This is a genomic window from Candidatus Njordibacter sp. Uisw_058, assembly GCF_047730065.1.
GTDB lineage: Bacteria > Pseudomonadota > Gammaproteobacteria > Pseudomonadales > Balneatricaceae > Njordibacter.
On record NZ_CP159829.1, the window covers coordinates 356,914 to 375,262 of the forward strand.

The 18,349-nt window shown below is 45.2% G+C and carries 14 protein-coding genes; all 14 read left to right on the plus strand.

Features of this window, described 5'->3' with window-relative positions; translation table 11 throughout:
* Positions 1-14: 14 nt before the first annotated feature.
* Complete coding sequence (locus ABXT59_RS01735; protein WP_443637288.1) at positions 15-824, plus strand: phosphatidate cytidylyltransferase; 810 nt, start codon at positions 15-17, stop codon at positions 822-824.
* A gap of 14 nt (positions 825-838) precedes the next feature.
* Positions 839-2,233, plus strand: coding sequence for an RIP metalloprotease RseP (gene rseP, locus ABXT59_RS01740; RefSeq protein WP_443637289.1), 1,395 nt, complete (start codon positions 839-841; stop codon positions 2,231-2,233).
* Positions 2,234-2,256: 23 nt separating this feature from the next.
* Entirely contained in the window at positions 2,257-4,539 is a 2,283-nt protein-coding gene (gene bamA, locus ABXT59_RS01745; protein WP_443637290.1) for an outer membrane protein assembly factor BamA, read from the plus strand.
* A gap of 22 nt (positions 4,540-4,561) precedes the next feature.
* Complete coding sequence (locus ABXT59_RS01750) at positions 4,562-5,074, plus strand: OmpH family outer membrane protein (protein ID WP_443637292.1); 513 nt, start codon at positions 4,562-4,564, stop codon at positions 5,072-5,074.
* Positions 5,075-6,100: a UDP-3-O-(3-hydroxymyristoyl)glucosamine N-acyltransferase gene (gene lpxD, locus ABXT59_RS01755; protein WP_443637293.1), complete on the plus strand. Its 1,026-nt coding sequence runs from the start codon at positions 5,075-5,077 to the stop codon at positions 6,098-6,100.
* Positions 6,101-6,136: 36 nt separating this feature from the next.
* A complete protein-coding gene (fabZ, locus tag ABXT59_RS01760; RefSeq protein ID WP_443637294.1) occupies positions 6,137-6,580 on the plus strand; it encodes a 3-hydroxyacyl-ACP dehydratase FabZ in 444 nt (147 codons plus the stop codon).
* 8 nt (positions 6,581-6,588) lie between these two features.
* Positions 6,589-7,359 carry an acyl-ACP--UDP-N-acetylglucosamine O-acyltransferase gene (lpxA, locus tag ABXT59_RS01765; protein WP_443638530.1) on the plus strand — a complete coding sequence of 257 codons (771 nt, stop codon included), beginning with the start codon at positions 6,589-6,591 and terminating at the stop codon, positions 7,357-7,359.
* 10 nt (positions 7,360-7,369) lie between these two features.
* Positions 7,370-8,545 (plus strand): lipid-A-disaccharide synthase, encoded by a 1,176-nt coding sequence (gene lpxB, locus ABXT59_RS01770; protein ID WP_443637295.1) that lies wholly within the window; start codon positions 7,370-7,372, stop codon positions 8,543-8,545.
* The gene (rnhB, locus tag ABXT59_RS01775; RefSeq protein WP_443637296.1) at positions 8,542-9,147 is read left to right on the plus strand and encodes a ribonuclease HII; all 606 of its coding nucleotides are present in this window, start codon (positions 8,542-8,544) and stop codon (positions 9,145-9,147) included. Before lpxB ends, rnhB begins: the two co-directional genes overlap by 4 nt.
* A gap of 1 nt (position 9,148) precedes the next feature.
* Positions 9,149-12,676, plus strand: coding sequence for a DNA polymerase III subunit alpha (gene dnaE / locus ABXT59_RS01780; protein WP_443637298.1), 3,528 nt, complete (start codon positions 9,149-9,151; stop codon positions 12,674-12,676).
* Between the two features lie 65 nt (positions 12,677-12,741).
* Positions 12,742-13,695, plus strand: coding sequence for an acetyl-CoA carboxylase carboxyl transferase subunit alpha (gene accA, locus ABXT59_RS01785; RefSeq protein WP_443637299.1), 954 nt, complete (start codon positions 12,742-12,744; stop codon positions 13,693-13,695).
* A gap of 28 nt (positions 13,696-13,723) precedes the next feature.
* Positions 13,724-15,109: a tRNA lysidine(34) synthetase TilS gene (gene tilS, locus ABXT59_RS01790; protein ID WP_443637300.1), complete on the plus strand. Its 1,386-nt coding sequence runs from the start codon at positions 13,724-13,726 to the stop codon at positions 15,107-15,109.
* A 219-nt stretch (positions 15,110-15,328) separates the two neighbouring features.
* Positions 15,329-16,954 (plus strand): CTP synthase, encoded by a 1,626-nt coding sequence (locus ABXT59_RS01795; RefSeq protein ID WP_443637301.1) that lies wholly within the window; start codon positions 15,329-15,331, stop codon positions 16,952-16,954.
* A 50-nt stretch (positions 16,955-17,004) separates the two neighbouring features.
* Positions 17,005-18,300, plus strand: coding sequence for a phosphopyruvate hydratase (gene eno / locus ABXT59_RS01800; protein WP_443637302.1), 1,296 nt, complete (start codon positions 17,005-17,007; stop codon positions 18,298-18,300).
* Positions 18,301-18,349: the final 49 nt, after the last annotated feature.

Below are 18,349 nucleotides of genomic sequence, written 5' to 3' on the forward strand. Positions count from 1 at the left end.
TATAAAATAATAATATGCTGAAATCTAGAATTGCTACCGCTTTGATTATTGCGCCACTTACATTAGCAGCGGTATTCTTTTTACCCCCTCAAGCGTTTGCTTCATTTATGGCCCTTATTGTGCTGGTGGCGGCTTGGGAATGGACAGCAATGATGCGACTGGTAAGCCGAACCCAGCGCACAGTTTATATTTTGGCAGTTCTATTTGCTATTGTGGTGGTGCAGAAAACGCTACCCTACTTTGAACAGGCGATCTTCTTTGTTGCGTCTGTTTGGTGGCTAATTGCGACTGTGTTAGTCATGCTTTACCCCAGAGCTTCTGCGCTCTGGTGTGGGCGCGTAAGTAAGGGAGTGGTTGGCTTCTTGGTACTGGTGCCAACATGGGCTGCGATGGTCTATATTCGCGAATTGACCCAGGGCCCTTGGTTGATCGTCTATATGTTTTTGTTGGTATGGGGTGCAGATACGGGGGCTTATTTTGCGGGTAAGCGATTTGGTAAACGCAAACTTATGCCCCGTGTCAGTCCTGCTAAATCTTGGGCGGGCGTTGGTGGGGCCTCTGTGACCGTCCTTTTGGTCACTATGACGACCCAACAACACCTCCACTTTTCCCAAAACCTGTCCTTTGGTATTTATATCCTAGCCTTAGTGCTGTTGTTTGTCTCTGTAGTAGGGGATTTAACAGAAAGCATGTTTAAGCGCCAATGTGGCATTAAAGATAGTGGTTCAATATTGCCAGGGCATGGCGGAATTATGGATCGTATTGATAGTTTAACAGCGGTGGCGCCAGTGTTTGCCTTGTGTCTTATTTTTTTTGATAAATAGGGTTTGATCATATAATGGCAATAACTATTTTAACAACTCTCTTTGCTTTAGCGGTGCTTGTGACTGTGCATGAAGCGGGGCATTACTTTGTGGCGCGATGGTGTGGCGTAAAAGTCATCCGTTTTTCTGTTGGATTTGGACGCCCTATCGTTAAAAAACTAGGTAAAGATGGTACTGAATACGTATTTGCATGGCTGCCTTTAGGGGGCTACGTGCGCATGTTAGACTCGCGTAATGATGAGGTAGATGCAAAGCACCTTAGCAGCGCCTTCGATCAGAAATCACCCTGGCAGCGCATTGCGATTGTAGTTGCGGGGCCTCTGGTGAATCTGATATTTGCTGGATTACTTTATGCTCTGGTGCATGTAGCGGGCACCCCTCAGTTGATCCCTGTGGCTGTGGCCATTGATAAAGGGGAGCTTGGCTTTGAATTCCCGCAACGCATTATAGCTATTGATGGTCATGCAACTCCCACATGGGAGGCTGTTAATATTGCCCTTGCTAAACGCATCGGTGAAACAGCCAGTATCAGGCTATCTATACAGACACTTGACGAGCAGGTATTGCAAGAACAAGCCATTTTGGTTAATCAATTGGATGCATTACCAGTTTTAGGCAGCCAGGAAGAGCGTTTCTTTGCAGTGACACAGTGGATGTCAGCTTCTGTGCAAGTGAGCCCTTTGAGCCAGTTGGGTTTAAAGCCTTGGCGGCCAGATGTACCAGTGTTGCTCAACTATATTGTCCCTTTAGGACCTGCAGAGATAGCGGGTTTAAAGTTAGGTGACACAATACTAGCGGTCAATAACCAACCTATGGTGGGCTATAACGAGTTTGTTGACTTTATTCAGGCTCAAGCAGACATACGGGTTATGGTAACCCTTGAGCGATCGTTGCAGCGCCTAGAAGTGCCCGTCCAGCTGGGCTCTTATGTTAACGAGGCGGGCAAACGTGTCGGCCGAATCGGTATTGGTGTCGCGCCTATTGAGTGGCCTCAGTCTATGCGCTTTCAACAGCAGCTGGGAGTGTTTGATGGCTTGGTAGCGGGTGGTCAGCAGACCTTAGAAATGGCAGCCTTGACCCTAAGTTTTTTAGGCCGAATGGTTCAAGGCCTTGTTTCTATTGAGCATTTAAGTGGGCCTATTAGTATTGCTAAAATTGCTGGAGCCTCGGCGGAATCTGGTGTTATTGCCTTTATTAGTTTCATGGCTTATTTAAGTGTCAGTTTGGGTGTACTAAACCTATTGCCAGTTCCTATGCTGGATGGCGGACATTTGTTATATTACCTTGTAGAAGTCATCACGGGCCGTAAAGTGCCTGAAAATATCCAAGCTATCGGTTTACGAATTGGTATGGCGTTAGTGTTTAGCATTATGATTATCGCAGTGGCTAATGATCTGATGCGACTTTAATCTTATTTTAGGTTAGTAGAAATATGAAAAAAATAATTTTAGGCGTGTTGTTAAGCTGCACGTTGATGGCTTCACATGTGGCCTTAGCTTTGGGCTTCACCATTGAAGATATCCGCATTGAAGGCTTACAGAGGCTTTCGTCAAGCCAAGCTTTTGCAGAATTGCCTTTGAAAGTGGGTGATAGCGCAGATGAGCGCACCCTTGCTTATGCCACTCGAACGTTATTTAAAAGTGGCTTTTTTGAAGATATTCGGTTGGAGCAAGAAGGTAATTTATTGTTGGTAGTTGTGCAAGAGCGCCCAGCGATTGGTTTTATTGGCCTTGAAGGTAATTCAATTATTAAAACTGAAGACCTTCGCTTAGGCTTAGGTGCTGCAGGACTGAAGGAAGGAGAGATTTTCAAACGCGCTACCTTGGCTCAAATAGAGTTAGAGCTCGAGCGGCAATATAACCGCCAAGGAAGATACGCTGTGTTAGTGGAGTCTGTGGTCAAGGACTTAGGTGAAAATCGTGTATCCATTGACGTTAAAGTTAATGAAGGCGTCACCTCTTCAATTGGCTACATTAATATTATTGGCAATGACAGTGTTGCTGATGATCAGTTAATAGATCTAATGAGCCTACAAACCCCTGGCTTTTGGACGTTATTTACTAAGGATGATCAGTATTCCCGCGAAAAACTTACGGCAGACCTAGAAAATATCCGATCTTATTACTTAAACAAAGGCTACGTTCTGTTTAATATTGAATCTACCCAAGTGGCGATTTCTGAAGACAAAGCGGATGTCTTCATTACCATCAACGTCACTGAGGGCGCTCGATATAATATAGGCAAACTAAGTCTGGCAGGTCAATATGATATTGAAGAAGCAGAGATATGGCCCCTTATTAATGCTGACTCGGGTCAGATATTTTCTCGGGAAAGTCTAATTGATGCTGCCGCAGACGTGCGTCAATTATTTGGAGATAATGGATTTGCCTTCGCCGATGTGGAACCCGTTCCTTTAGTGAATGAAGCAGATAAAACGGTTGACGTCCAGTATCAGATTAGATCGGGCAAACGTACCTATGTACGCCGCATCAATTTCCGTGGTAATACTCGCACTAGTGATGATGTTTTGCGTCGTGAGATGCGTCAGATTGAAGGTGGAGTGGCTTCCATGGCAGATATAACAGCATCAAAATTACGCCTTCAACGCTTGGGTTTCTTCAATAATATAGCGGTAGAAACAGTGCCTGTATCGGGTACCGATGACCAGCTAGATGTAAACTTTGAAGTTGAAGAGGGGCTGACTGCAGATTGGTCTATCATGCTAGGCTACAGTGATGGCGAAGGTGCTTTCTTTGGTGGTTCAGTGAATCAAAATAACTTTTTGGGCACGGGCAATAAGATGGAAGCATCTTTTACATCAAGTAGCAGCACCGATTCATATAAATTTAGCTACCTTAACCCTTATTACACTGTGGATGGTGTTAGTAGAGGTGCTGATGTGTACTATACCAAGCGAGACTTTTCCAAAGTCGATGTGAGTAACTTCGCCACAGATACCGTAGGCTTTGATATGCGCTTTGGGTATCCAATTAACGATGACACTCGTCTGGACTTTACCTTAGGGTATCAGCGTATTGACCTAGAGCTAGGCACAGCTGCTGCCTCCGAAGCGACCAGTTTTGTAGCAGCAGAGGGAAAGCAGTATAAGCAATTTAAAACCTCAGTAAATTGGAACAACAATACTTTAAATGACTTTTGGTATCCAACAAATGGCTCCTCACACGGGGTTAACCTAGACTTGGCCCTGCCCAACAGTGACTTGAACTTTTATCAACTGAGTTATAACTATCGTAACTTCATACCTATGAATTACACAGAATCTCTTGTCTTTTCCACAGGTGCTCGAGTGGGCGTTATAGGCGCCTATGGTTCTACTAGCACGACCCCCTTCTTTGCCAACTACTTTGCCGGTGGTTTCGGTAGTGTGCGTGGTTTTTCTAACAACTCTTTAGGTCCTAAGAGTGCCTCGAATAGCAAGCCATTAGGTGGCCAGTTGCTTACCACTGCCTCTGCAGAGTTAATTTTCCCACTGTTCAATGATAACCCATCAGTACGTACATCATTGTTTGTTGATGTGGGTAACGTCCACACAACTGGGGAATTCTCAGCAGCCGATCTAAGATCTGCTGGTGGTCTAAACCTAGCGTGGTTGACGCCAGTGGGACCCTTAACCTTAGTTGTGGCAACTCCGTTAAAACAAAAAACAGGTGACTTAACACAGTCAACGCATATTACATTAGGCCGCTCGTTCTAACCCAGCCTCACAAGGAATAATAATGAATAAAGTGAAGTTAACTTTCAATACTGTGGCCTTTGTCCTCTGCTTGAGTTTGCCACAATGGGTCTTAGCCAATGCTATTGTTGTACTCAAAGTAGAACAGGCTATTTTTGCTACAGGAAAAGCCATCGCTTTAGGAAAAAGCTTGTCGGCACAACTTGAACCTCAAGCGCTGCGCTTTGATACTATTGGGAAAAAATTGCAGGCCTCACAGCAGCGTATGGTGGCTGACAAAGACCTAATGAGTAGTGATGAGGTGCAACAGCTTGAAGCAGATATTCAAACTTTAAACATCGAATTCCAGCAGCTGCAACAGTACTTAAAAAATTCCAAAGCCCAAGCTGAACAAGAATTCTTAGCAAGTATGCGTCCAGCTTTGGATAAAGTATTACGACAATTGATCAAAGCAAACAATATTTCTTTAATTGTTAATGGCCAATCTGTGATCTACAACAGTGACGCGATTGATATTACTCCTAAGGTCGTTGAGCTGCTGAATTTGGAGTCATAAGTGGATCAGTTAACTTTAGGTGCTGTGGCTGAACTTATTGGTGCCAAATTAGAAGGTGACCCAATTCACCTTGTTTCTGGCTTAGCCACCTTAGCCTCTGCATTACCTCATCAAGTGAGCTTTTTGGCTAATATGAAGTATGCGCACCAGCTAGATTCTAGCCAAGCAGGTGCGGTTATTTTGCATGCTGATCAAGCTCAGCTGTTTTCTGGACACTGCCTAGTTATAGAAAACCCTTACTTGGGCTATGCAAAACTCTCACAATCTTTTGCGCCCATACCTTATTTTAGTGCCATTGATAAAACGGCCCAAGTCGACCCCACGGCTATACTTGGTCGTGGCGTTAATTTAGCGGCAGGCACTGTGATAGGACCTTATGTGAATCTAGGAAATCATGTTTCTATTGGCCCGAACAGTGTGGTGGGGTCTCATTCTAAGATTGGAGAACACACTAACATTGCAGCTAACGTGACCTTGTATCATGACATTGAGGTGGGTGCCCACTGCAGGATTCACAGCGGCGCAGTGATTGGCGCCGATGGGTTTGGTTTTGCTAAGGATGGCCCTGACTGGGTTAAGATCGCCCAATTAGGTGGTGTCATCATAGATGATCATGTTGAAGTGGGTGCTGGTACCACCATAGATCGTGGGGCTTTAGATAACACTATTATAGGCTATGGTGTTAAGCTAGATAATCAAGTACAAATTGCCCATAATGTAGTGCTGGGTGATTACACTGCGATCGCAGGTTGCACTGCGATTGCGGGCAGTACAAAATTAGGCAAGCATTGCACCATAGCAGGGGCCTGCGGCATTACTGGGCATTTAACCCTAGTTGATGGTGTGCATGTGACGGCCATGTCTTTAGTAACACATTCTATTACTGAGCCTGGGGCCTATTCATCGGGTACAGGTTTAGATAAGAATCAAAAATGGCGCCGCAACGCCACGCGTTTTAAGCAGCTTGAGCAGATGGCCAAGCGCCTTAAACAACTCGAATTAGAAATTGTACAGCTACGCAACTGATCAATATCAAAAGCACTTCAAAAGGAATGTACAACCATGGTTATGGATGTCAAAGAAATTAGAGAGTATCTACCTCATCGTTACCCATTTTTATTAGTCGATAGAGTCACAGAGCTGAATTTAGGTGACTCCATAGTGGCCTATAAAAATGTCACAGTGAACGAACCTTTCTTTAATGGACATTTTCCTGATCATCCGGTCATGCCAGGTGTTTTAGTGATAGAAGCGATGGCCCAGGCTGCCGGTATCCTTGGTTTTAAGACCATGGACAAAACCCCACAAGACGGATCTATCTATTATTTTGTGGGTTCTGATAAATTACGATTTAAACGTCCCGTAGTGCCTGGTGATAAACTTCAGTTAGATGCGACCATCGTCTCTGAAAAACGCGGTATCTGGAAGTTTGATTGTCGGGCCAGTGTGGACGGTCAGTTGGTTGCTTCGGCAACCATTTTATGTGCCGACAGGAAGGTTGAGTGACCCAGCCATTGATTCATGAAACAGCTATTATTGATACTAGTGCTCGTATCGCTGCAGATGTGGAAATTGGTCCGTATACGGTCATAGGCGCTAACGTTGAGTTGGGAGCGGGCACTAAGTTAGAGTCGCATGTGGTGATTAAAGGTCCAACGAGCATAGGGCGTAATAACCATATTTTCCAATTTAGCTCCATTGGCGAAGCTTGCCAAGATATGAAATATAACGGTGAGCCAACACGCCTAGAAATTGGCGACCATAATGTCATACGTGAAGGCTGCACCTTGCACCGTGGCACAGTTCAAGATGCTGGTGTAACTTTAATTGGCAACCATAACTTACTCATGGCAAATGTGCATGTAGCTCATGACTGTGTTTTGGGTGACTATGTTATTGTGGCTAATAATGTTGCCTTAGCTGGACATGTTAAAGTGGGCGACTATGCTATATTAGGTGGCTTTACTGCGGTTCATCAATTTTGTCACATTGGCCCCCATTGCATGACTGGGGCTGGTAGTGTTGTGCTTAAAGATATACCAGCTTTCGTTATGGCCAATGGCAATTCAGTATCACCCCATGGTATGAATACAGAAGGCCTAAAGCGCCGTGGCTTTAGTGAAGCTAGCATTAAAATATTGCGCCAAGCTTATAAAATAGTCTATCGCCAAGGACTAAGCCTAGACACTGCTATCGATCACTTGCAAGAGATGTCTGTTGACGGCGATGAACTGTCGGTGCTCATTGCTTCTTTGAAAAATACGAGCCGCGGTATCATTCGCTAGTAGGTTGTCCATGTCAGATAACACCATTGTTATTGTTGCAGGTGAGGCCTCAGGAGACATACTGGGTGCAGGCCTAATGCGAGCCTTGCTAAAGCAGCGGCCAGATCTTAAATTTGAAGGCATTGGTGGTCCACAAATGATAGCGCTTGGTTTCACAAGTCTAGTGCCAATGGAGCGTCTCTCGGTCATGGGTTTGGTTGAGGTTTTGGGTCGTTTACCCGAATTATTGCTGCTACGAAGACGACTCATTAAGCGTTATACCCAAACCCAAACCCATCCAATGGCCATGGTTGGTATTGATGCGCCGGACTTTAACCTTGTCTTAGAAACTCAATTGAAATTGAATAATATTCCAACTGTTCATTATGTAAGCCCATCTGTTTGGGCTTGGCGTGAAGATCGGGTGTTTACTGTAGCTAAAGCATGCCATCGAGTGCTGGCTTTATTGCCTTTTGAAGTGCCTTATTATGAACGCCACCAGATTCCTGCTACATTTGTTGGCCACCCTTTAGCTGATGTTATTCCAGGCCCATTAACGCTGCAGCAAGCTCGGCATCAATTGCAGTTAAAAGACCAGCCAGTGCTGGCTTTGTTACCTGGTAGCAGAGCCATGGAAGTGCAAAAGCTAGCCCCCGATTTCTTGGCGGCAGCGGCTATATTGCAAAGTCAAATGCCACATTTGCAATTGGTTTTAGCTGCAGCAAATGTGCAACGACATCAGCAGTTACTGACGTTATTGCAGAGCTATCCACAGCTAAAGATAGCGCTTGTCCTAGAGCAGTCGCATAGGGTTCTGGCAGCTGCAGACGCTGCTCTGGTAGCCTCTGGGACGGCCACCTTAGAAGCGTTATTATTTGAAAAGCCCATGGTGGTTTGTTACCGTTTAAGCCCCATTAGTTACGCTTTATTCAAACGTAAACTTAAAGTTCCTTTCGTGAGCTTGCCTAATTTACTGGCGGGCCAAAAAGTAGTGGAAGAATTGCTTCAACATCAAGTTCAACCACAGCGCATTGCCAATCATTTGCAAACCTTGTTAATTGACCAAGCGGCAGCCCAAAATCAGCGTAGTCAGTTTCAGGATATACATCAACAATTGGCTTGTGGAGCAGATGTGACCGCAGCGAAGGCCGTGATAGAGGTGATTAACCAGTGTAACAAAGAGTTTGGCTCAGGGTGCAAGCTATGATTGGGGTTGAAAGCCTGTTATTCACTGAACCCAGAGTCGGTGTAATTTGTGGTGTTGATGAAGCAGGCCGAGGACCATTATTTGGTGACGTGGTTGCGGCGGCCGTGATATTGGACCCCACAGCACCGATTGAGGGTTTGGGTGATTCTAAAAAGTTGACACAAAAAGTCAGAGAAAGGTTATATGATCAGATTTATGCTCGTGCTATTAGTGTCGGCGTAGGCCGGGCCAGTGTTGAAGAAATTGATCAGTTAAATATATTACAGGCGAGCATGCTGGCTATGCAGCGTGCCGTAGAATCATTGAGTCGGCAACCTGACCTAGCTCTAATTGATGGTAATCGTTGCCCCGTGTTAACTTGTGCAAGTGAAGCCATTATTAAAGGCGACGCCAAAGAAATCAGTATTGGCGCAGCTTCAATTGTTGCTAAAGTAACGCGCGATAGGGAGATGCTAGAATGGCATACACTATACCCCCACTATGGCCTAGATAAGCACAAAGGTTACCCCACCTCAGTGCACTTAAAGGCCTTAGAACAACATGGTGTCAGCCCTCAACACAGGCGCAGTTTTGCCCCCGTAAGACGTTTAATTGGAACTTAATATGACCCAAGCTGTGCCCTTTGTGCATTTGCGCATGCACTCCGAATTTTCATTGATTGATAGCATGATTCGCATTAAACCGCTGATGAAAGCCTTGCAGGCAGAGCAGATGCCGGCCATTGCATTAACTGATCAATCGACCATGAGTGGCATGATAAAGTTTTATAAAGCTGCTCAAAGTGCGGGTATTAAACCGATCTGCGGTTGCGATGTTTTTATCGCAGAAACCGCTGAAACAGACTCCACTGTTAGCCGCATGACATTATTAGCTATGGACTCCAAAGGCTACCTCAACCTTACTGAATTGGTGTCACGCTCGTTTCAGGAAGGCCAAATCGATGGTAAAGCTATAATTCAAAAGCAATGGTTAGCTGACAAAAGTGAAGGCCTTATTGTTTTGTCTGGGGCAGCTGAAGGAGAAGTTGGCCGAGCGTTAATTAACCGTGGAGTGGCCGAAGCGGAACAAGTTTTGCTCTACTGGACAGGCATCTTTGGTGACCGATTTTATCTAGAGGTTCAGCGCACAGGGCGACAATACGATGAAGATTGCCTGCATCTATCGGCACAGCTTGCACAATTAGCGAAGGTCCCCATCGTCGCTACTAACGATGTGATGTTCGTTTCTGCTGAAGATTTTGAGGCTCATGAAACACGTGTGTGTATCAACCAGAGCATGACTTTGGACGACCCACGAAGGTTAAAGGCCTACTCTAACCAACAATACTTGCGCAGTGCTGAGGAGATGCAAGCCCTGTTTGCTGACTTACCTTCTGCCCTAGAGAACAGTGTACAGATTGCGAAGCGCTGCAATTTAGACATTCAATTAGGCCATTATTCTTTGCCTAACTTTCCTGTGCCAGACGGTCTGACCATGGACGAATTCTTTGGTAAGGTGTCTCGCGATGGTTTGGAAAAGCGCCTCAAGGTTATTCTGGATGCTACGGATTCAAAGTACCAGGAGCAACGTAAAATATTCGATGATCGGCTTGAATTTGAACTCAATATTATTTGTCAAATGGGTTTTCCAGGTTACTTTCTCATCGTTATGGATTTTATTCGCTGGGCCAAAGATAACGATATTCCTGTGGGGCCAGGGCGGGGTTCTGGTGCAGGATCTTTAGTCGCTTATGTGCTGGAGATCACTGACTTAGACCCCCTTAAATATGATCTCTTATTTGAACGTTTCTTGAATCCAGAACGGGTATCAATGCCTGATTTTGATATTGATTTTTGCATGGACAATCGTGATCGAGTGATTGAATACGTATCACAAACCTACGGTAAGGATGCAGTATCTCAAATTATTACCTTTGGCACGATGGCGGCAAAAGCGGTAGTGCGTGATGTTGCCCGAGTTCAAGGTAAACCTTTTGGTTTGGCTGATAAGCTGTCGAAGTTGATTCCTTTTGAAGTAGGGATCACCCTAAGCAAAGCCGTAGAACAAGAAGATACGCTGCGCGAGTTCATTGACAATAATGATGAAGTGCAAGAAATTATGGACATGGCGTATCAGCTTGAGGGCCTGACTCGCAATGTTGGCAAGCACGCAGGTGGTGTTGTTATTGCACCCACTAAACTGACGGATTTCTCCCCCTTATATTGTGACGCCGACGGATCTGGTTTAGTGACCCAGTATGATAAAAATGATGTTGAAGATGCAGGATTAGTGAAGTTTGACTTCTTAGGCTTAAAAACCCTCACAGTTGTTGATTGGGCCATGGGCATGATCAATGAGAGGCGCCAGGCTAAGGGTGAAGAAGCCATAGCCATTGAAACTATTCCCCTGGCAGATGAACCTGTTTACAAACTGCTTCAAGGGGCCGAAACCACGGGTGTCTTTCAGTTAGAATCACGGGGCATGAAAGACCTCATTAAACGTCAATTGCCAAGTAGCTTTGAAGATATTATTGCCCTTGTCGCATTATTTCGGCCTGGGCCTTTACAGTCTGGTATGGTCGACGACTTCATTAATCGTAAACATGGGCGCGCTAAGCTGGCATGGCCCCATGAAGATTATCAGTTAGATTCTTTACGCCCCGTTTTGGAACCCACCTACGGTATTATCTTGTATCAGGAACAGGTAATGCAGATTGCTCAGGTCATGGCAGGCTACAGCCTTGGTGAAGCTGATATGTTGCGCCGCGCCATGGGTAAGAAAAAGCCAGAAGAAATGGCCAAGCAGCGATCAGGATTTTTAACCGGTAGCGCGGCTAATGGCATTGATGAAGGTTTAGCGGGTAATATTTTTGATCTGGTAGAAAAGTTTGCTGGCTATGGCTTTAATAAATCGCATTCTGCAGCCTACGCTTTAGTCGCCTACCAAACGGCTTGGCTTAAGCACCATTATCCTGCAGAATTTATGGCCGCCGTGCTATCAGCAGATATGCAAAACATAGACAAAATCGTTATTTTTGTTGAAGAGTGTCGACGCATGGAGCTGCCGCTTAATTTACCAAATGTGAACGAAAGCCATTATAAATTTACTGTGAATGCAGCTAACCAAGTGGTCTATGGTCTAGGCGCAGTCAAAGGCGTAGGTGAAGGGCCAGTGGCCGCTATTATAGAAGCGCGAGAAAAATCTGGAGACTTTAAAGACCTGTTTGATTTTTGTAAGCGGGTTGGCAGTAAAAAAATTAACAAGCGGGTGTTAGAAGCCTTAGTGGCCAGTGGTGCATTAGATGATCTAGTGCCGAATAAAGAGCGTTCGGTGCTCTATAGCGCGATTCCTGATGCTGTGCAATCAGCAGACCAAAGCCAGCGCAATAGTGACGCAGGAATGATGGACTTGTTTGGCGAAATTGCTGCGACAGCGGATGATTCAGCGAGTTTAGAGTTGGCGTATGAGCGCCACATTACGACGAGGTCTCTTACCCTTAAACAACGCCTCAAAGGTGAAAAAGATACCTTGGGCTTATATGTAACAGGCCACCCTATTGATAGTTATGATCATGAGCTGGGGCGTTTTTTGCGCTGCCGCCTAGATCAGTTAATGGCGAAAAAAGATAAGCAATGGATTGCTGGTTTAGTAGTTGCAAGCCGAACTATGAAAACCAAGCGTGGTAAAACTATTGCTTTCTTAACCTTAGATGACAGAAGAGCAAGGGTTGATGTTGCCCTATTTGGTGATACCTATGAAAAGTATCGAGAGTTATTGCAAACTGATCGGTTGCTGATTGTTGAAGGTGAAGTGTCTGAAGATGATTATTCTGGGGGTCTAAAAGTCAGTGCGCAGCAGATTCTTACGATGCCTCAAGCGCGCACAGTCTTTTCTAAGGGCCTGCGCTTATCCATAGCACCCGACTTTGCCCAAGGTAAAGGTTTGCAGCAACTACTGGGCATTCTTTCTCCCCATCAAGTCTATGGTGATAAACCTGCGGCAAAACTCGAGTTACAATATGAAAATAGTGTTGGGCGAGGAGTCATACGCTGCGCCTCACCTTGGCGCCTAGAAGTCGAAGATGACATGCTGCAAGAGTTGGTCTACCTGTTAGGTACTCATGCTGTCAAAATGCGCTATCGCAAATTATAAAATGTGCAAAATATAGGTTATAATAACCTCAATATTTACCCGTTACACCTATAAAGTTAGGCCCTATGAACCCAAATTATCTCGATTTTGAACAACCTATCGCTGACCTGGAAGCCAAGATTGAAGCCTTGCGCTTAGTAGGCAACGACAATGATCTTAATATCAGCGAAGAAATATCTAAACTTGCCGATAAGAGTATTAGCCTAACGGAATCCATTTTCTCTAATTTAAGCGCAGCTCAAGTATCTAAAGTTTCTCGTCATCCCCAGCGCCCTCATACCATAGATTACATTAAGAGTATTTTTGATGAGTTTGATGAGTTGCATGGAGACCGTCACTTTGGTGATGATCTTGCCATGGTGTGCGGTATTGGCCGGCTTAATGGTAGAGCTGTTATGGTCATGGGCCAAGAAAAAGGCCGATCTACGAAAGAAAAAGTGGCACGTAATTTTGGCATGCCACGCCCAGAGGGGTATCGCAAAGCTCTGCGTATGATGAAGATGGCGGAAAGATTCAAAATGCCCATCTTAACCTTTATCGACACCCCGGGTGCCTATCCTGGTATTGATGCCGAAGAACGAGGTCAAAGTGAAGCCATTGCTTTTAACCTTGCACAAATGTCGGGTCTCAAAACGCCAATTATTTCTACAGTGATTGGAGAGGGTGGATCTGGGGGTGCTTTGGCGATTGGAGTGTGTGACCAACTTAATATGTTGCAATACTCCACCTATTCGGTGATCTCGCCAGAAGGTTGCGCCTCTATTTTATGGAAAAGTGCAGATTTTTCTGCTGATGCTGCTAACGCTATGGGTATAACATCGGCTCGCTTATATGATTTAGGTTTAGTTGATCATGTCATCAAAGAGCCTTTGGGTGGCGCTCATCGTGATGCTGAACTCATTGCAGCAAGCATTAAATCGACACTGATCAGTCAGTTGGCTGAGCTTGAACCGATGGAAACTAATGCTCTGCTGGACCGCCGTTACAAGCGCCTAATGTCTTATGGTCTAAGTTCTTAGGCCGCTCCTTAGGGCCTAAAATTCCCCTATGCAATTCTCTCACCAGCAACTAGTCACTAGCGCAGGTGCTTTAAAACCCCATCTTAAAGCCTCCAAATGGTGGGTTGCTGTGAGCGGTGGATTAGACTCTATGAGCCTATTACATGCCCTTGTTAAGCTTCAGGAAGATCATGTTTGCCCACCCTTGGGTGTGATTCATATTAATCATAGCCTGCAATTACAAGCAGATCATTGGCAGCATGATGTTGAAAAAAAATGCCAGCAATATGGTGTCGGCTACATCAGCCATAAAGTCACCCTTAGTCCGTTAGAACAGCAGCAGTTTGGTTTAGAAGCGGCAGCTCGAAATGCGCGCTATGAGAGTTTTAAACAGCATTTAAAGGTGGGCGAGGTGCTTTTGTTAGGGCAGCACGCTGATGACCAAAGTGAAACCCTATTCTTAAGGTTATTGCGTGGCGCTGGAGTAAATGGTTTACGAGCCATGCCTCAGCAGCGTCAGCTAGGTTTAGGCTGCCTAGTAAGGCCGCTGTTGCACGTTCGACAGACTGACCTTTACGCCTATGCTCAAGCTCATAACTTAACTTGGAACGAAGATCCAAGTAATCAAAGCCATGATTTTGATCGTAATTATTTACGTCATCAAGTGATGCCATGGTTGCGAAATAGGTGGCCGGCATTAGATCAGCAGGTAGCTAAAGTAACTTCTTTAATGACAGATACACAGGTCTTGTTAGATGAAGTTGCGGCCATTGACTTTAAATTGATCCACAGAGAAACAGAATTAGGCGGGTGCATCTCGTGTGCAGATATGCAAACATTGAGCCAACCTCGGCGTTACAATGTACTGCGTTACTGGTTGCATCTTCAAAATGTGCCTATGCCTGATTATGCAGTGATGCAAACCATCGATAAGGACTTTATCCTCAGTGCCGCCGATCGTCAACCTTATATGCAGCTTGGAGGTTGGTGTTTGCGTCGTCATCGAGGTGATTTGTTGTTGATGCTTGGAGCCGATCAATCTGAGAAAACTGCTGTTAATTGGAGTGGCAGCATAGACCCAAAGGCCCTATCAGCTGGATTGATTTCCCTCCCTGAAGGTGTTTTGAGAATCGTTGAAGGCGCCGAGTGGGGGCTTTTTTTAGCTCAAGGTGATTTTTTGGAGCGGCGCTTTAGGGTGGGTGGCGAACGATGCAAGCCCTTGGGGCGGAATCATAGCCAAAGTCTTAAGAAGCTGCTTCAAGAAGCTAGAGTGCCAGCATGGGAGCGCGATAAACTGCCTTTGTTTTATGTCAATGGCAGACTCGCTATGGTGGCAGATTTGTGGGTTAATTTTGGTTTTGAAGCGGCGATAGGTGCACCTGCTTGGGGCTGGAAAACGGCCACTAAAAACAAAGCTTTTGATTGTTCCGATTAGCCTCTTCTGGTATCCTACTCTCCCATCTTAAGTCGTAATACATATGCTGGCAACAGACCCTGTATTGCGCGTCAAAAAATTATAAACGTTAGGCATTTCCACCCGCTTGCTAAAAAGTGGACACTTGTTCGCCCTAGTTGCAGCGTATTGGTGTGGTTGTTCTGTCGTGTTTTAATTCCAATCGACGTGTGGCACGTCATATAAGACATAGGGTATTTCATGACTCGTTTCATCTTCGTTACCGGCGGCGTTGTCTCTTCTTTAGGAAAGGGCATTGCTTCGGCTTCTTTGGCCGCCATTTTAGAGGCCCGGGGTCTCAAGGTCACTATGTTGAAATTAGACCCGTATATCAATGTTGATCCTGGCACCATGAGTCCTTTCCAGCATGGTGAAGTTTTTGTTACTGAAGATGGTGCAGAAACTGATTTGGATTTGGGACACTATGAGCGTTTTATTGATACTAAAATGTCTAAACGTAATAATTTCACTGCCGGTCGTGTGTATGAGCATGTGTTACGAAAAGAGCGCCGGGGGGATTATTTAGGCGGTACGGTACAAATTATTCCACACATCACTGATGAAATTAAGCGCCGTGTTTACAAGGGCTCGGAAGGTGCAGAAATTGCATTGGTTGAGATTGGTGGCACCGTAGGTGATATTGAATCGCAACCTTTTCTAGAAGCGATCCGGCAGATGAAATTTGAACTGGGTTCTAACCGTGCGCTCTTCATGCACCTCACTTTAGTACCTTACATCGCGACCGCTGGTGAAACTAAAACTAAGCCAACGCAGCACTCTGTAAAGGAGTTGCGCTCTATTGGTATTCAACCTGATATTTTAGTGTGTCGTTCTGAAGTGGCTATTGATGCCCCTGAGCGAAGCAAAATTGCCTTATTTACCAATGTGGAACAGCGAGCAGTGATCTCATTGCCTGATGCAGAGAGCATTTACACTATCCCAAGTTTATTAAAGTCGCAGGGTTTAGACGAAATTGTTACGCAACGGTTTGGTTTAGATTGTAAGGAAGCTGACTTAACTGAATGGGATGCAGTAGCGCAAGCCAAACTGAATCCTAAGCGTGAAGTGACTATTGCTATGGTTGGCAAGTACATGGAGTTGTTAGATGCTTATAAGTCGTTAATTGAAGCCATCAGCCATGCTGGTATTAAGTCCTATACCAAAGTCAATACGCGCTACATCGACGCTGAAGACATTGAAACGCAGGGTGTCAGTTTGCTAGCAGGGGTGGACGCAATCCTTGTACCTGGTGGCTTTGGAGAGCGTGGTACAGAGGGTAAAATAAAGACAGTGCAATATGCTCGTGAGAATAAAATACCATATTTAGGTATTTGCCTTGGGATGCAAGTGGCAGTGATTGAATTTGCTCGCAATGTAGCAGGATGGAGTGATGCTAACAGCAGTGAGTTTGATGCCAACTCTAAGCATTGTGTGGTGGGTCTAATCACCGAATGGACCGATGAGGCTGGATACATTGAACAGCGCTCAGAAGGTTCAGATTTAGGTGGCACCATGCGTTTGGGCGCCCAGCAATGCCGTTTGCAAGAAGGGTCTTTGGCTTACCAGTGCTATCAACAAGACGTTATTACAGAGCGCCATCGTCATCGTTATGAAGTTAATAATACCTTTGTTGAGCAACTAGAAGCGGTGGGTTTGAAGTTTTCTGGTCGTTCTATGGACGGCAGTTTGGTGGAAATGGTTGAAATTGTAGATCACCCTTGGTTTGTGGCCTGCCAGTTTCATCCAGAATTCACTTCCACCCCGCGTGCGGGCCACGGTCTGTTTGAAGGGTTTGTGGGTGCAGCCGTTATTCAGGCAAAAAAGTAGACCTTTGCAATAAGGAAATTGTTAATTTAAAAAACATATAGGAGTAAATTTTGGACCAATTAATTGCCGACATTAAGGCAAGAGAAGTGTTGGACTCGCGTGGCAACCCTACCATTGAGGCAGATGTGTTACTTGCAGGTGGAGCGTTTGGTTCTGCTTGCGCTCCTTCTGGTGCATCCACTGGGTCCAGAGAAGCTCTAGAGCTTCGCGATGGAGATAAAGCTCGCTATTTAGGCAAGGGAGTGCTGAACGCTATTGCTGGCATTCATGGGCCTATATTAGAATGCTTGAGAGGCATGGATGCGACTGATCAGCAGGCTCTGGATGAGGCTATGATCAAATTGGATGCGACAGAAAACAAAGAAGTTCTCGGTGCCAACGCTATTCTTGCGGTATCACTGGCAGCAGCTAAAGCTGCAGCAATGCATAAAGGGTTGCCTTTATACGCACACATTGCTGAGCTTAATGGGACCGCGGGCCAATACAGCATGCCCGTGCCAATGATGAATATTATCAATGGTGGTGAACACGCTGATAATAACGTCGATATCCAAGAATTTATGGTGCAGCCTGTGAGTGCGCCAAATTTTTCAGAGGCTTTGCGTTGCGGTGCAGAAATTTTTCATGCCCTTAAGAAAGTGCTGAGTGATCGAGGTTTAAGTACCGCAGTTGGAGACGAAGGTGGATTTGCACCTAACTTGCCTTCAAACGAAGCGGCACTAGATGTTATTGCTGAAGCAGTAGCGTATGCTGGCTATACATTAGGCTCTGATGTGACTTTAGCGTTGGATTGTGCAGCATCCGAATTTTATGAAAATGGTACCTATAACCTCAGTGGAGAAGGGCAGTCATTTGATGCCTCTGGGTTTGCAGATTACCTAACTGAATTAACTAATAAACATCCCATCGTGTCCATTGAAGATGGCATGGATGAGAGTGACTGGGATGGTTGGCAAGACCTGACCCAAAAGTGTGGTGATCGTGTTCAACTTGTAGGTGATGATCTATTTGTCACTAATACAAAAATATTGACCCAGGGTATTGAGCAAGGTATTGGCAACTCTATTTTGATTAAATTTAATCAAATTGGTACCCTTACAGAGACACTGGCAGCCATACGTATGGCCCAGAAAGCTGGTTTTAGTGTGGTTATTTCTCATCGCTCTGGCGAAACAGAAGATACAACTATTGCTGACTTAGCTGTAGCTACGGCAGCGGGCCAAATTAAGACGGGTTCATTGTGTCGCTCAGATAGAGTAGCGAAGTATAATCGCTTACTTCGTATCGAGCAGGAACTAGGTGCTGACGCTCCTTATCGTGGACGTCAGGAAATTAAAGGTCAATAACAACGATTGACCTCGTCTAGGGAGCTTGCGTTGGTGAATTATTGCCAAG

Excerpts from the sequence above, each read along its gene's own strand:
- ABXT59_RS01735 (WP_443637288.1), top strand. The coding sequence starts at position 15 with ATGCTGAAATCTAGAATTGCTACCGCTTTGATTATTGCGCCACTTACA.
- rseP (WP_443637289.1), top strand. The coding sequence starts at position 839 with ATGGCAATAACTATTTTAACAACTCTCTTTGCTTTAGCGGTGCTTGTG.
- bamA (WP_443637290.1), top strand. The coding sequence starts at position 2,257 with ATGAAAAAAATAATTTTAGGCGTGTTGTTAAGCTGCACGTTGATGGCT.
- ABXT59_RS01750 (WP_443637292.1), top strand. The coding sequence starts at position 4,562 with ATGAATAAAGTGAAGTTAACTTTCAATACTGTGGCCTTTGTCCTCTGC.
- fabZ (WP_443637294.1), top strand. The coding sequence starts at position 6,137 with ATGGTTATGGATGTCAAAGAAATTAGAGAGTATCTACCTCATCGTTAC.
- lpxB (WP_443637295.1), top strand. The coding sequence starts at position 7,370 with ATGTCAGATAACACCATTGTTATTGTTGCAGGTGAGGCCTCAGGAGAC.
- rnhB (WP_443637296.1), top strand. The coding sequence starts at position 8,542 with ATGATTGGGGTTGAAAGCCTGTTATTCACTGAACCCAGAGTCGGTGTA.
- dnaE (WP_443637298.1), top strand. The coding sequence starts at position 9,149 with ATGACCCAAGCTGTGCCCTTTGTGCATTTGCGCATGCACTCCGAATTT.
- accA (WP_443637299.1), top strand. The coding sequence starts at position 12,742 with ATGAACCCAAATTATCTCGATTTTGAACAACCTATCGCTGACCTGGAA.
- tilS (WP_443637300.1), top strand. The coding sequence starts at position 13,724 with ATGCAATTCTCTCACCAGCAACTAGTCACTAGCGCAGGTGCTTTAAAA.
- ABXT59_RS01795 (WP_443637301.1), top strand. The coding sequence starts at position 15,329 with ATGACTCGTTTCATCTTCGTTACCGGCGGCGTTGTCTCTTCTTTAGGA.